We start from the raw sequence: 13,645 nt of genomic DNA, 5'->3' as shown, positions 1-13,645 counted from the left end.
GCCGGTGTCGATCACGGCCACCGGTACGCCGTTGCCGGTGCTGTATTGCCAGGCCTTGCTGATGTTGAGCAGGTTGAAGCCCGGCGCCAGCTGCGCCACGTCGGGGTTGCGCACGGTGATGGGCGTCGAGCAGCTGTTGGCGCGCCGCATCGGTTGGTCGCTTCGCGGCGGCCCGTCCGGCGGCACCATGCCGGGATCGACCTGTGGGGGTGTGATGGCTTGCGCGGCAGGGATATTCGCGGACAGCGCGACCAGGGTGACGGCGGCGGTCGCCGCCGCCGCGCGCTTCAGTGCCGAATCCACGTGAACAGCCCCCCCAGGGCCGCCGCCGCCGGCAGCAACACGATGAACGCGAACACTTCCACCCATTCCACGGTCAACCGGATCAGCGGCCTGAACCGCACCGTCGGCACCAACAGCGCCGCGGCCAGGCCGCACGCGGCGAAGGCCGCCACCGCTACAGCGGGCCAAAGCAATCCGCTGACAACGTCTTTCGGCTCCACGATGGCGTATTTGACCGCCCCGGCGCACACGGCGGCGGCGGCCCCGCAGGCGAGCGCGACGGCCTGGTACTTGGCGGCGAATCCCCTGCCCTGGGTGATGAAGATGCCCACCACGAGTCCGGCGACCACCAGCGCCAACCACGCCCACGGGCGCCCCGGTGTCAGCACCCCCCACACGGCGGCGGGCAGGACGATCGACACCCCGACGCAGACACCACCCGAGGGAGGGGGCGCCACCGCCGCGTCCAACGGGCCGGCGGATCCGCAGACCGAGGACGAACCCGCGGTGCCCCCGCTTCCCCCCGGAGCGCCCGACGGGGTCGTGGGCGTCGCGCCACACGCGACGCTCATCTCAATCCGCCAGTCGTCCAGGGCATTCGAGCCCGTCAACCCCGGACCGGGCGATCCCAACTCCGATGAGAAGGTCAAGGCCGGCACGCTCAACACGGTGGCGCGCGCGGTGGTGCACGCCGCCAACATGGGCGCGAAGGTGATCAACATTTCGGTCACCGCATGCCTGCCCGCCGCGGCCCCCGCCGATCAACGCGCCTTGGGCGCGGCATTGTGGTACGCCGCCACCGTCAAGGATGCCGTGGTGGTGGCCGCGGCCGGGAACGACGGGGAAGCCGGTTGCAACAACAACCCGATGTATGACCCGCTGGAACCGTCGGACCCCCGCGACTGGCATCAGGTCAAGGTTGTCTCGTCGCCGTCGTGGTTCTCCGACTATGTCCTGTCGGTCGGCGCGGTCGATGCCACCGGCGCCGCGCTCGACAAGAGCATGTCGGGCCCCTGGGTTGCCGTCGCCGGGCCCGGCACCCACATCATGGGTCTGTCGCCCCAGGGCGGCGGGCCGGTCAACGCCTACCCCCCGTCGAGGCCGGGCGAAAAGAACATGCCGTTCTGGGGCACCAGCTTTTCCGCCGCCTACGTCAGCGGCGTCGCCGCCCTGGTTCGCGCGAAATTCCCCGACCTGAGCGCGCATCAGGTGATCAACAGGATCGTCCAGTCGGCGCACAATCCGCCCGCCGGCGTGGACAACAAGGTCGGCTACGGACTGGTCGATCCCGTTGCGGCACTTACGTTCAACATCCCGCCGGGTGACAAGATGCCCCCGGGCGCTCAGAGCCGGGTGATCAGGCCCGCCCCACCCCCACCGCCCGCGGACCACCGCGCGCGCAACATCGCCATCGGGTTCATCGGCGCGGTCGCCGCCGGTGTGCTCGTCGCCGCGATCGCGGCCCGATTGAGGCGGGCGCGGTGAGTTCCAAGCTGACCGGGTTCAGCCAGGGCAGCAACCGGCGGGTCCTCGGGGTGTGGGTGGTGTTCCTGCTCGCCGTGGCGAGTTGGGCCGTGGGCGGATACATCGGTGCGGCCGTCGCGGTGGTGGTCGGCGCCGCCGTGGTGTTCGTGCGGTGGTGGGGCCAGCCCGCGTGGTCATGGATCGTGCTGTGGCGGCGCGGACGACGCCCGATTCGCTGGGACGCGCCGATCACGGTGGCCAACAACCGATCCGGGGGTGGGGTCCGGGTGCAGGACGGTGTCGCGGTGGTGGCCGTGCAGCTGCTCGGCAGGGCGCACCAGGCCACCATGGTGACCGGTTCGGTGACGGTCGAGACCGACAACGTCATCGACGTCGTCGAATTGGTGCCGATGCTGCGCCAGGCGCTGGGCCTGCAGCTCGATTCGATCAGCGTCGTCTCGCTCGGTTCCCGGCACGGCAACATCGGGGACTACCCACGCGTGTACGACTCGGAGATCGGCACCCCGCCATATGCGGGCCGGCGCGAAACCTGGCTGATCATGCGGTTGTCGATCATCGACAACACCCAGGCGCTCCGCTGGCGCACAACCGTTGGTGCGACGGCGATTTCGGTGGCGCAGCGCATCGCCGGACTGCTGCGCTGCCAGGGATTGCGGGCGAAGGTGGCCACGGCCACCGACCTGGCCGAGCTCGACCGCAGGCTGGGGTGTGACGCCATCGAGGGGGACACGCAGCGGTGGAAGGCCATCCGCGGAGAGGCGGGCTGGATGACGACATACGCGTATCCCGCCGAGGCGATCACGTCGCGCGTCCTGTCTCAGGCGTGGACGCTGCGCGCCGACGAGGTCATCCAGAACGTGACCGTCTACCCGGACGCGACCTGCACCGCCACCATCACCGTGCGCACACCGACGCCGGCTCCCACCCCGCCCAGCGTGATCTTGCGCCGACTCAACGGCGAGCAGGCCGCCGCCGCGGCGGCCAACATGTGCGGCCCCCGGCCCTACCTGCGGGCGCTGCGGCCCAGCCCGCTGCCCGAACACCTGCTCACCGAGATCGGCCCCTCGGGCGTGCTGATCGGCAAGCTGAGCAACGGGGACCGGCTACTGATCCCGGTCACCGACGCCGGTGAGCTGTCACGGATTTTCGTGGCCGCCGACGACCCGGTCGCCAAGCGGATCGTGATTCGCACGGCCGGCGCGGGGGAACGGGTGTGCGTGCACACCCGCGACGTGACCCGCTGGGCCACCGTGCGGATGCCGGAAATCAGCGTGGTCAGCGCGCCACGCCCCGCACCGCGCACCACCGTCAGCGTCGTGGAGCACCTCGCCCCGATCTCGCCCACGCCGCGGCCCGCGACCGTGATCACCATCGCCCCGTCGGGCACGAGGCTCCCCGAGGGGCACCGGCACAACTTCGAGGTGATCATCGAGCAGGTGGGCCCCGCGACGGTGCGGGTCCACGCGGCGGGCAAGGACTGGGTCGCCGAGATGGACATGTTCCGGGCCGAAAACCGCTATGTGAGTCTCGAGCCGGTCACCATGTCCGCCGGCATCTGAAACGTCAAGAGTCAAAAGGCATCCGGATGAGCGCACACGATGGGTGATTTGCAAACTGCCCGTAGGCATTTCGACCGCGCCATGACGGTCAAGAGCAGGCAGGGCCGGGCCGCGGCGTTGCCCGACTTCGTCGCGGCCACCGACGCCGATCCGTCGATGGCCGACGCGTGGCTGGGCCGCATCGCCTGCGGCGACAACGACCTGGCCTCGCTGAAGAAGCTGTACGCCACCAGTGAATGGTTGCACCGCGAGACCACCCGCATCGGGCAGACGCTCGCCGCGGAGATTCAGCTGGGTCCCTACATCGGCATCACGGTGACCGACGCATCCCAGGTGGGCCTGGCGTTGTCGTCGGCGCTGACGATCGCCGGGGAATACGCCGAGGCCGACAGGCTGCTGGCCAATCGGGACCTGCTGGATTCGTGGGCCAACTATCAGTGGCACCAATTGGCCCGCGCCTTCCTGATGTACACCACGCAGCGCTGGCCGGACGTGTTGTTGGCCGCTGCCGAGGAGCTGCCCCCGCAAGCCATCGTCATGTCCGCCGTGACGGCGTCGATCTGCGCGCTGGCGGCCCACGCCGCCGCGCATCTCGGGCAGGGCCGGGTCGCGCTGGACTGGCTCGACCGCGTCGACGTGATCGGACAGACCAACGCGTCGGGCCGGTTCGACGCGGATGTGCTGACCGCGTCGATCGGGCCGGCCGACATCCCGCTGCTGGTCGCCGACCTTGCCTATGTGCGCGGGATGGTGCACCGCCAGCTGCGGGAGGAGGACAAGGCCCAGGTCTGGCTGTCGAAGGCGACCATCAACGGCGTCCTGACCGACCCCGCCAAGGAGGCATTGGCCGACCCCAACCTGCACCTGGTCGTCACCGACGAGGAATCCATCGCCAGCCGCACCGATCGGTGGGACGCGTCGACGGCCAAGAGCCGCGACGAGCTCCACGATGACGCAACCGCCGAGCGGCGCGCCGAGCTGCTCGCCGAGGGCCGCGCGCTGCTGGCCAAGCAGGTCGGGCTGGCGGCGGTCAAGCAGGCCGTGTCCGCGCTCGAAGACCAGCTCGAAGTGCGCATGATGCGCCTCGAGCACGGGCTGCCGGTCGAGGGGCAGACCAACCACATGCTGCTGGTCGGGCCTCCCGGCACCGGTAAGACCACCACCGCCGAGGCGCTGGGCAAGATCTACGCAGGCATGGGCATCGTGCGCCACCCCGAGATCCGGGAGGTGCGTCGCTCGGACTTCTGCGGGCACTTCATCGGTGAGTCGGGGCCCAAGACCAACGAGCTGATCGAAAAGTCGCTGGGCCGAATCATTTTCATGGACGAGTTCTATTCGCTGATCGAACGCCACCAGGACGGCACGCCGGACATGATCGGCATGGAGGCCGTCAACCAGCTCCTGGTCGCGCTGGAGGCGCACCGCTTCGACTTCTGTTTCATCGGTGCGGGTTACGAGGACCAGGTGGACGAATTCCTCACCGTGAACCCGGGTTTGGCCGGCCGGTTCAACCGCAAGCTGCGGTTCGAGTCCTATTCCCCGGCCGAGATCGTCGAGATCGGGCAGCGCTATGCCGCGCCGCGCGCCAGCATGCTCGACGACGAGGCGCGGGCGACTTTCCTGGACGCGGCCACCACCATTCGCAACTACACGACGCCCGGCGGGCGGCACGGCATCGACGCCATGCAGAACGGCCGGTTCGCCCGCAACGTGATCGAACGCGCGGAGGGTTTCCGCGACACCCGCGTGGTCGCGCAGAAGCGTGCGGGCCAACCGGTGACGGTCGAGGATCTGCAGATCATCACCGCCCCCGACATCGAGGCCGCGGTGCGAAGCGTGTGTTCGGACAACCGTGACATGGCGGCCATCGTCTGGTAATCGGCGCCGCCGCAAAAAGCGTCCTGGACTTGGCCCCGGAAGCTTAGGATGCTCGCAGGCCCGCGGCCAACGAGTGCAGCCGCCGCGGTGAAGCGATTGGAGTGTCCCGCGGTGCACCGTATCTTCGGAATCACGGTGGCGCTCATGTTCGTAGTGCTCACCGCGCCACCCGCGGCCGCGGTCGCCCCACCCTCGATAGACCCGGGCGCGGTGCCGCCGGATGCGACGGGGCCCGACCAGCCCCTGGAGCAGCGCCGCGTCTGCCGGGCGCCATTGACGTTGCCGGGCACCAACTTTCACGATCCACCGTGGGCCAACGCCTACCTGGGCGTCGGCCCGGCGCAGAGGTTCGCCACCGGTGCAGGCGTGACGGTGGCCGTGATCGACACCGGTGTGGACGGCTCGCCGCGGGTTCCGGCGGAACCGGGGGGCGACTTCGTGGTGCCCGGCGGCGACGGCCTCTCCGATTGCGATGCCCACGGGACGCTCACGGCGTCCCTCATCGCCGGCCGGCCCTCGCTCACCGACGGCTTCGTCGGCGTCGCGCCCGACGCGCGGCTGATCTCGGTGCGCCAGACGTCGGAGGCCTTCGAGCCGAAGGACAACCAGGCCGACCAGAACGACCCCAACGCGTCACCGGCGGCCGGCTCCGTCCGCAGCCTGGCCCGCGCGGTGGTGCACGCGGCCAACCTGGGCGCCGGCGTCATCAACATCAGCGAAGCGGCCTGCTTCAAGGTGCACAAACCGGTCGACGAGTCCACGCTGGGCGCGGCGCTCAACTACGCCGTGAACGTCAAGGGCGCCGTCGTCATCGTCGCGGCAGGCAACACCGGTGGTGATTGCTCGCAGAACCCGCCGCCCGACCCGTCCATGCCCAACGACCCCCGCGGCTGGGAACAGGTGCAGACCATCGTCACGCCGGCGTGGTACGCACCGCTGGTGCTGGCGATCGGGGGGGTCGGCAAGAACGGGGCGCCGAGCCCGTTCTCCATGCACGGGCCCTGGGTGGGCGCCGCGGCGCCGGCGGAGGACATCGTCGCCCTCGGTGACAACGGTGAGCCGGTGGACGCGTTGCCCGGCAAGGACGGTCCGGTGCCGATCGCCGGGACCTCCTTCGCCGCGGCCTACGTCTCCGGAGTGGCGGCGCTGCTCCGGCAGCGGTTTCCCGACCTTCCCCCGGCCCAGATCATCAACCGGATCACGGCCACGGCGCGGCACCCGGGCGGCGGCGCCGACGACGTGGTGGGCGCGGGCATCGTCGATGCCGTCGCCGCCCTGACGTGGGACCTCCCCGCTGGCCCCGCGAACGCCCCGTCGGTGAAACGGATCCAGCCCCCGGTGCCGGTGCCGGGACCCGACCACGGGCCGATCACCGTCGTGGCGTTGGGCATCGCCGGCCTGACCCTGGCCCTGGGGCTCGCCGCCCTGGCCGGACGAGCGCTGCGGCGGCGGTGACGACGATGAAATCGCTGCGCCTGAAGTTCAGCACCGCGTACGCGCTGTGGGTGGCTGTGCTGGCCCCGCCCTGCATCCTGCTGTTCCTGAAGACGCGCTACGTGTGGGCGGGTCCGGCCCTGGTGGCGGTGGCGGTGCTGCTGGCGCTGATCACTTTCCGGGGGCGGCGGTTGCTCGGCTGGGTCGCGGCCTTCTTCGCGTGGCTCGTGCGGCGGCGCCGGCCCCTGCTCGCGCCGTCGGAACCCGTCGTGGGGGCCACCGTCCAGCCGGGGGATCACGTCGCCGTGCGCTGGAAAGGCAAGGTTCTGGTCGCGGTCATCGAGCTGATCGCGCGCCCGTTCACCCCAACCGTCATCGTCGACGGTAAGGCGCATACCGACGACGTGGTGGACACCCGGTTACTGGAGCAGTTGTTGTCGGTGCACTGTCCCGACCTGGAGGCGGACGTCGTCTCGGCGGGCCACCGCGTCGCCAGGACCGCGGCGGCGGACGTGGTCGACCTGTACGAGCAGGCGATCGGGGCCGACCCGGCACCGGCCCACCGCCGGACGTGGATCATCGTGCGCGCCGACCCCCGCCGCGCCCGGAAGTCGGCCGGGCGGCGCGACGCCGGCGTCGCCGGCCTGGTCCGGTACCTCGTCGCTTCGACGACGCGGATCGCCGACGAACTTTCCCGCCACGGGGTCGACGCCGTATGCGGGCGCAGCTTCGACGACTTCGACCGCGCGACAGACATCGGTTTCGAACGGGAGAAGTGGTCGACGATCAAGGGGCGCAACAGCTTCACCACCGCGTACACCGCGCCCGGCGGCCCGGACGTGTGGTGGTCGGCGCCCGCCGACCACACCATCACCCGGGTCCGGGTCGCGCCCGGGGTCGCACCCGAGTCCACGGTGCTGCTCACGACACCGGACAAGCCGAAGAAGCGGCGGGGATTCGCCAGGGTGGCTGGCGGCCAGCGCGCCGCGCTGCAGGCACAGATCCTCGTCTCCGACCGCCACCATCAGCTGCCGATCGGATCGGCGGGGGTGCTGGTCGGCGAGACGGCGAGCCACTACCCGGTCTATCTGCCGTTCGACGACGTCGACACGAGCGTCAACCTGGGGGACGCCAGGGTCTTCACCCAGTTCGTCCTGCGGGCAGCGGCCGCGGGCGGGACCGTCACGCTGGGACCGCACTTCCGCCCGTTCGCCGAGCTCGTCGGCGCGCACATCGGGCCGGAGGCGAAGGTGGCGTGGCCGAACGCGACGAGCTACCTCGGCCGTCACCCCGGGGTCGACCGGGTCACGTTGCGCCACAACATGGTCAGCACCCCCCGGCATCGGCAGCTGCCGATCCTGCCCGTCTCTCCGCCCGGGGAGGGCCGCTACGAGCAGGCCTTGCCCGGTGCCGGCAGGACGGCTTCCTGAGCCCCGCTCGGCGGCCACCTTCGACGCGCGCGATCGGCGACGGCGCCCTAGACTCGAGCCCGGTTGTGGACCGAGGGCGGCGGCCCACGCGGCAAGACTCGACCGAGGTTAAGGACCTTGTCCCATGAGCACACTTCCCATCAGCCCGGACGCGCACCCACAGGTCGCGCAGGCGCTCGAGCATCTGCAACAGTTCAGTTCGGCCCTCGAGTCCCAGATGCGGCGGACGCACACCCAATCCTTCAGCGCCACAGACGAAGCCGAAACGGTCGAAGTGACCATCAACGGGCAGCGTTGCCTTGTCGGCCTGGACATCGAGGCCGGCCTGCTGCGCCTCGGCGCCCACACGGTGCAGCAACGCATCAACGAGGCGCTGGAGAAGGCGCAGGTTGGCGCCTCGACGGCTCTGCAGGCGCAGCAGGCGCAGCTGTTCGCCTCGCTGACCGAGCTGGCCGGTTCGCTGCAGCACACCGTCGGCTTGATCTGAACCGAACCGCGGCCACGAACGCGGGCCCGCTCCCGTCCGGGCGGGATACGGTCAGGGCGTGCAGCTTTTCGTCGTCGGTCCGCCCAGATCCGGGATAACGATCGTCACCCAGTTCCTCAATGACCACGAGGACATCAAGATCTTCGACGAGATCGATCTGATCCAAGTCGGTCGATACGGCGACTCGATGATCGGCACGCTTCAGGCATTTCTCCTCGAGCGTGGCGTCTACGACGACTACCGGGTTCGAGCCGCCGAATCATCCGACCCCGCTGGCGCGCTCACGGCCGTGATGACCGAGCTCGCCCGCCCCCACACCATCTGGGGCGAAAAGAACCCGCGGTACGCGACCCAACTCGGTGCGCTCAGGCGGTGCTTTCCGGACGCCGTGGTGGTCTTCGTCCTTCGGGACCCGCGTGAAGTGGTCAATTCCTGCCTGGCGCACCGAGATTCACCGCTGCGGGCGCCCACCGATTTCTGGATCAAGGACACCGTGGCGGAAGCCCTGGCCCTGGTGGACGGTTGCCTAGAGCCGCTGAGGGCCGGCGGGGCCGACCTTGCCGTCGCGCGCTACGAGGCCTTCACGGCGCAGCCGAAGGCGACGCTCGACGCCGCGCTCGGCGGGTGGGGCCTGACGTTTTCCGACGCGGACCCCACGCTCGCCCATCCGGCGCCCGAGACGGCCGGGGAGCACCAATTCTTCCGGGCCGGCGCGCCCCTGCCCTGGAAGACCGGCAACATGTCCCCGCTACATCGGGCGCGATCCACCAGGGACCGGGTCGACCCCGACGACCCGGTCTGGTCTGAGGTGGACGCGCTCGCGCGGGAGTTCGGTTATGACTGAACGCGTCTGAGACCCGCGAGGCTCAGACAGAAAGTGCGATCCCGCCCGCCGGGGAGGGGCTAAGCTCTCTGTGGAATATGGTCGACTTTGGGCAAGATGTCAGCGCCGTCGGGCGGGGCCCGGAACCCGTCGGGCGTCGCTCGCCGAACGATCTGTTGCGGGCGCGGCATCCCGCGGTTTGTTTCGTTTCCAACATCGGGGACGCCCTGCTGACGCTGCCGACGCTGCGGGCGCTGGGCGAAATGTTCACCGCCCCGCTGACGCTCGTTTGCCCCAAGGTCGCCTTCGATCTGTGCTTCCGGGAGGTAAGCGACCGCCACGTCGACACCACGGGATTGCCGCTGACCGGGCCACGGCCCTCGTCGCCGTCATCGCGAGGAGCACGCGATTACGACGCCCTGGCTTCGGAGATCGGGCCGGTCGATCTGTTTATCGACACGTTGACGTGGAACTCGTTGTCCGGCATCGTCGTTCGGCCATTGGTGGAGCGGCTGGCCCCCACGACGACCATCGGTTTCCCGACCGACTACGCCTACGACTTCGTCATCGCCAGAGAGGCGTGCCACTCCGCGGACCTGATGTTCGAGCTGGCCCGTCTTTTCGATCCCTCGTTGCGCATCGAGTCCTATGCGGGTCCGTTGCCGTTTCCGGCGCCCGTGCTGGAGAGCGCGCGATCGATGCGCGCCGCCGTGCCCGCGGGAACCAAGGTGCTCGTCGTGCACGCCGACACCGACTGGGCCGAGAAACGGTGGCCCATCACCAGGTTCATCGATCTGCTGGACCGGTTCCTGGCGCTGCACCGTGACTATGTGGTCTGGGTCGTCGGGATGGGACACGAGGAACTCAACGTCGGCCGCGAGGGCGACCGCGTCTTCCCGCATCTCGGGCTACCGCTGGACCTGACGATGGCCATGGTCGCCAACGCGGACCTCTTCCTCGGGGTCGATTCGTCCATGCTGCATGCCGCCGATCTGGCGCGGGTTCCCGGCGTCGGCCTCTTCGGCCCGACGCGGGCCGCCACGTGGGGCTTCCGCTTCGGCCCGCACCGGCATGTCGACGCCCGGACCATGGCCGAGGTCACGGTCGGGGATGCGCTGGACGCGATGAACGACCTTGCCGACGAGCGGATTTAACCCGACGCAGGTCCGCCTCAACGGCGCTCCGCCCCGGCATCGGTGGGGCCGCCGCGATCGAGGCCCGCTCAAATTGGCGCTGCCCCACGGCTCCCGGGCGGTTTAAGCTCGGGCCAAGGATGGTGTCAGGTTGAGCGAATTCACGGTTCTCCAGGACGGGCACTCGGTACGAGTCCAGCCCGGCCTGCTGAATGATCTGCTGCGGGCGGAACGGCCCACGGTCTATTTCTCCACGCTCATCGGGGATTCGGTGCTGACGCTGCCCACGCTGCGGGCGCTGGGCGAGATGTTCGACGCCCCACTCACTTTGCTTTGCCCCAAAATCGCCTTCGACCTCTGCTTCCGCGAGGTCGAATCGCGTCTGGTGGACATCACGGGATCGCCCCCGGTGGGCCCGGCGCTGGGGCCGCCGTCGAACCGCGGCCTCGATTACGACACCCTGGCGGCGGAGATCGGCCCCGTCGACGTCTTCATCAACGCAGTGCCGTGGGATGTCCCGTCGAACGTTTTCGTTCGTCCCCTTCGGCAACGACTGGCGCCCACGACCAGCATCGGTTTTCCAACCGGAGACACCTACGACGTCGTGATCCCCAGGGACGTGCCGCACTCGGCCGACCTGACGTTCAAATTGGCGCGCCTGTTCGATCCGTCCGCCCGGATCGAGACGTATGCCCGGCCGGTGCCCATCCCACCCGCCGCCCAAGAGCAGGTTCGAGCCATCCGTGCCGCGCTGCCGCCGGGCGTCAAGGTGCTCGCCGTGCACGCCGACACCACCTGGGCCAAGAAGCGATGGCCGGTTACCAGGTTTGTCGACTTGCTGGACCGGTTCCTGGCGCGTCATCGCGATTTCGTGGCGTGGGTGGTCGGAATGGGGGACGAGGATCTCGATGTCGGTCGCGAGAGCGACCGCGTCTTTTCGCACCTCGGGTTGCCGCTCGACGTTGCGATGGGGATGGTCAGCGGCGCAGACCTTTTCGTCGGTGTCGACTCCTGCATGTTGCACGCCGCCGACCTGGCCCGGGTTCCCGGTGTGGGCCTCTTCAGCCCGACGCGGCCCGCGGTCTGGGGGTTCAGATTCGCGCCCCACCGGCACGTCTACGGAGGCAGCATGGCGGACATCACGGTGGACGAGGTGCTCGAGGCGATGGAAGGCCTCGTCGGTGCCTCGACGCCAGCCCGCAACGGCAGGCCTGCGGTGGCACCGCCCGAAACGCCCGAGGGTGAGCTCCTGTCAGCCGTGCGACGCTTCCACGACAGCGCCGTGTCATGGCACGGCGAGGAACCCCAAGGCTCCCCCGAGGGCGGCAGCGTCGCAACGACCGCGCTTCGCCTGCACACGATGAATTTCGGCCTGTGGCATCACGAAGACGCGGTTCGGCGTCCCGGCGTGGACGACCACGAGGTGGCCCGGATCAAGCGTCGCATCGACGACCTCAACGCGCGGCGCAACGCGGCCATCGAAGAGATCGACGCGACCCTGCTGGGCAGCCTCGGACCGAATCCGACCGCGCCGCTGCACACGGAGACGCCCGGAACGATCGTCGACCGGCTTTCCGTTCTCGCGCTGCGGATCTCGCACACCGCGCCGGCCGAGGATCCGGATTCTCGCCGTTCGGTCCTCGAAGAGCAGTACGACGACCTCTTCGGCGGCCTCGAGCGGTTCCTGACCGGCTTGCGCGCCGGCGAACTCCGATTCAAGGTGTACCGGCAGTTCAAGGCCGCCGGGCATCGCGGTTACTGCGACCTGTACGAGACCCGGCAGGCGTGACGGCTGTGCACCTCCGGTGCGCGCCATCGTCAATACGCCGCCGCTTCCCACCAGTCTTTCCAATTCAGGAAGGGGTCCCTGTGTTCCTCGTACTGGAGGTGCAGCGCTAGCGAGGGAATCGGCGTGAACAGCGCTACCTGCTCCCGCCAGATCTTATTGATGGTGGACGCCTCGAAAATATGATTGGCCTGGCCGTAGGGCGTGCTCGAATAACGTGCAAGCCGTTCGAAAAGCGCCCAGTTCCTGCGCAGCGTCTCGATTTCCACCCAGCACGTATTGGTGGTGTGCGTGTTCGTGCGCCAGTGCCTCCGGGTGCCGTACAGCACCCGGCAATTCTCTTGGCTGAAAATCATCCCCCAATAGTTCTTGGGATCGTCATACGGATGCAGCGCGACTTCTTGTCCGCCGAACTTCTCTCTGAACAACTCATGCGCCTCGACCATCTCCTGGATGGCCGACGCGGTGTGCAGGTAGTCGTCCTCGACCAGGTAGACGACATCGCGGCCGTCGTCGCGAGCGCGAGAGAACGACGTCAAGCAGGAGGCGTTGTAACCGCGCTCTTCGAGAGGGACGAATTCGACCCGTTGTTCGCACTTTTCGAGGATGCGGTGCAGCGTCGCGACCACATCCGGCGACGAGTGATCATCGAAGACCCGCAGGATGACGTCGGCGTCGGCCCGGTTGATCGCCGTCACCAACGACTGCGTACAGCGCAACATGATCTCACTCTTGGGAGCGCCGACGTAGCGGTGCGCGCCGTGCACGCTCGAGTCGGAATGCGTCTGTAGATGGATGTCGAGTTGCATGATCGCGGGTAGCTTAACGCGGCCCGGCGCCGTCGCATTGTTCCTGAGCGGCTCTGAAAATTGTTAGTGTTGCGCGGTGAGTCTGCTCTGGTTCACGAACGCTCCCGATGCCGGGGTAATGCGATACCACTCCGAATTGGACTGGCGACGAAATTTCGTGGGCGAACTCAAAATGCGTCAGGTCACCGTCGTGCTCGACGTCGGTGCCAACTCGGGGCAATATGCCCAGGGCATTCGGGAAGCCGGCTACGCGGGCCGCATTGTTTCCCTCGAACCGCTCTCGACGCCATTCTCCGTGTTGGAAAGATCGGCCGCCCTGGACCCGGCATGGGATTGCCGCCAGTGCGCCCTGGGTGATCGCGATGACACGGTGCCGATGAACGTCGCGGGCAACGCGGGGCAGAGCAGTTCGCTGCTTCCGATGCTGAAAGCTCATCGCGACGCGTTGCCGTCGGCGAACTACATCGGCACCGAGGAGGTGGCCCTCCGTCGACTCGATTCCCTGGCGCCCGAGCTCTTGCTGCCCGACGACGTGGCAT

10 protein-coding genes and 3 pseudogenes are annotated in these 13,645 nt (G+C 68.8%); 10 read left to right on the top strand and 3 right to left on the bottom strand.

Features of this window, described 5'->3' with window-relative positions:
- Both A9X03_RS21185 and eccD read right to left on the bottom strand, forming a co-directional pair.
- A pseudogene (locus A9X03_RS21185) lies at nucleotides 1–303 on the bottom strand (type VII secretion-associated serine protease); the annotation flags it as partial.
- Nucleotides 288–719: pseudogene (gene eccD, locus A9X03_RS21180) on the bottom strand (type VII secretion integral membrane protein EccD); the annotation flags it as partial. The pseudogenes eccD and A9X03_RS21185, both read right to left, overlap by 16 nt.
- Between eccD and mycP (A9X03_RS21175) the strand changes: the two are divergent.
- From mycP (A9X03_RS21175) to A9X03_RS21135, 9 genes and pseudogenes are all read left to right on the top strand, one after another.
- Nucleotides 712–1,767 (top strand): annotated as a pseudogene (mycP, locus tag A9X03_RS21175) (type VII secretion-associated serine protease mycosin); the annotation flags it as partial. The pseudogenes eccD and mycP (A9X03_RS21175) sit on opposite strands and share 8 nt — an antisense overlap.
- On the top strand, nucleotides 1,764–3,326 hold the full coding sequence (gene eccE / locus A9X03_RS21170; protein WP_067889064.1) for a type VII secretion protein EccE: 1,563 nt from the start codon (nucleotides 1,764–1,766) through the stop codon (nucleotides 3,324–3,326). The pseudogene mycP (A9X03_RS21175) and the gene eccE (A9X03_RS21170), both read left to right, overlap by 4 nt.
- Before the next feature lie 39 nt (nucleotides 3,327–3,365).
- The gene (gene eccA, locus A9X03_RS21165) at nucleotides 3,366–5,204 is read left to right on the top strand and encodes a type VII secretion AAA-ATPase EccA (RefSeq protein WP_067749598.1); all 1,839 of its coding nucleotides are present in this window, start codon (nucleotides 3,366–3,368) and stop codon (nucleotides 5,202–5,204) included.
- Nucleotides 5,205–5,315: 111 nt separating this feature from the next.
- Nucleotides 5,316–6,659 (top strand): type VII secretion-associated serine protease mycosin, encoded by a 1,344-nt coding sequence (mycP, locus tag A9X03_RS21160; RefSeq protein ID WP_067749600.1) that lies wholly within the window; start codon nucleotides 5,316–5,318, stop codon nucleotides 6,657–6,659.
- 5 nt (nucleotides 6,660–6,664) lie between these two features.
- Complete coding sequence (gene eccE, locus A9X03_RS21155; protein ID WP_067783549.1) at nucleotides 6,665–8,068, top strand: type VII secretion protein EccE; 1,404 nt, start codon at nucleotides 6,665–6,667, stop codon at nucleotides 8,066–8,068.
- 124 nt (nucleotides 8,069–8,192) lie between these two features.
- Nucleotides 8,193–8,555: a YbaB/EbfC family nucleoid-associated protein gene (locus tag A9X03_RS21150; protein WP_067783540.1), complete on the top strand. Its 363-nt coding sequence runs from the start codon at nucleotides 8,193–8,195 to the stop codon at nucleotides 8,553–8,555.
- 58 nt (nucleotides 8,556–8,613) lie between these two features.
- Nucleotides 8,614–9,399: a sulfotransferase gene (locus tag A9X03_RS21145; protein WP_067783538.1), complete on the top strand. Its 786-nt coding sequence runs from the start codon at nucleotides 8,614–8,616 to the stop codon at nucleotides 9,397–9,399.
- Between the two features lie 77 nt (nucleotides 9,400–9,476).
- Nucleotides 9,477–10,532: a glycosyltransferase family 9 protein gene (locus A9X03_RS21140; protein WP_068262806.1), complete on the top strand. Its 1,056-nt coding sequence runs from the start codon at nucleotides 9,477–9,479 to the stop codon at nucleotides 10,530–10,532.
- Nucleotides 10,533–10,662: 130 nt separating this feature from the next.
- Nucleotides 10,663–12,300 carry a DUF4254 domain-containing protein gene (locus A9X03_RS21135; protein WP_067749608.1) on the top strand — a complete coding sequence of 546 codons (1,638 nt, stop codon included), beginning with the start codon at nucleotides 10,663–10,665 and terminating at the stop codon, nucleotides 12,298–12,300.
- A gap of 29 nt (nucleotides 12,301–12,329) precedes the next feature.
- Here A9X03_RS21135 and A9X03_RS21130 read toward each other — a convergent pair whose 3' ends face one another.
- Nucleotides 12,330–13,106 (bottom strand): glycosyltransferase, encoded by a 777-nt coding sequence (locus A9X03_RS21130; RefSeq protein WP_067749610.1) that lies wholly within the window; start codon nucleotides 13,104–13,106, stop codon nucleotides 12,330–12,332.
- A 118-nt stretch (nucleotides 13,107–13,224) separates the two neighbouring features.
- On the opposite strand from A9X03_RS21130, the gene A9X03_RS21125 reads away from it, so the two are divergent.
- Nucleotides 13,225–13,645: FkbM family methyltransferase (locus tag A9X03_RS21125; RefSeq protein WP_156669931.1), on the top strand; the 421-nt coding region annotated here is incomplete at its 3' end.

The organism is Mycobacterium sp. E1715 (assembly GCF_001667625.1).
GTDB lineage: Bacteria > Actinomycetota > Actinomycetes > Mycobacteriales > Mycobacteriaceae > Mycobacterium.
This window is presented reverse-complemented; position numbering and strand designations above follow the sequence as displayed.

What these genes read in the sequence shown, in the direction of transcription:
- A9X03_RS21130 (WP_067749610.1), bottom strand. Translation starts at nt 13,106, where the DNA reads ATGCAACTCGACATCCATCTACAGACGCATTCCGACTCGAGCGTGCAC.
- eccA (WP_067749598.1), top strand. Translation starts at nt 3,366, where the DNA reads ATGGGTGATTTGCAAACTGCCCGTAGGCATTTCGACCGCGCCATGACG.
- A9X03_RS21140 (WP_068262806.1), top strand. Translation starts at nt 9,477, where the DNA reads ATGGTCGACTTTGGGCAAGATGTCAGCGCCGTCGGGCGGGGCCCGGAA.
- A9X03_RS21150 (WP_067783540.1), top strand. Translation starts at nt 8,193, where the DNA reads ATGAGCACACTTCCCATCAGCCCGGACGCGCACCCACAGGTCGCGCAG.
- eccE (WP_067783549.1), top strand. Translation starts at nt 6,665, where the DNA reads ATGAAATCGCTGCGCCTGAAGTTCAGCACCGCGTACGCGCTGTGGGTG.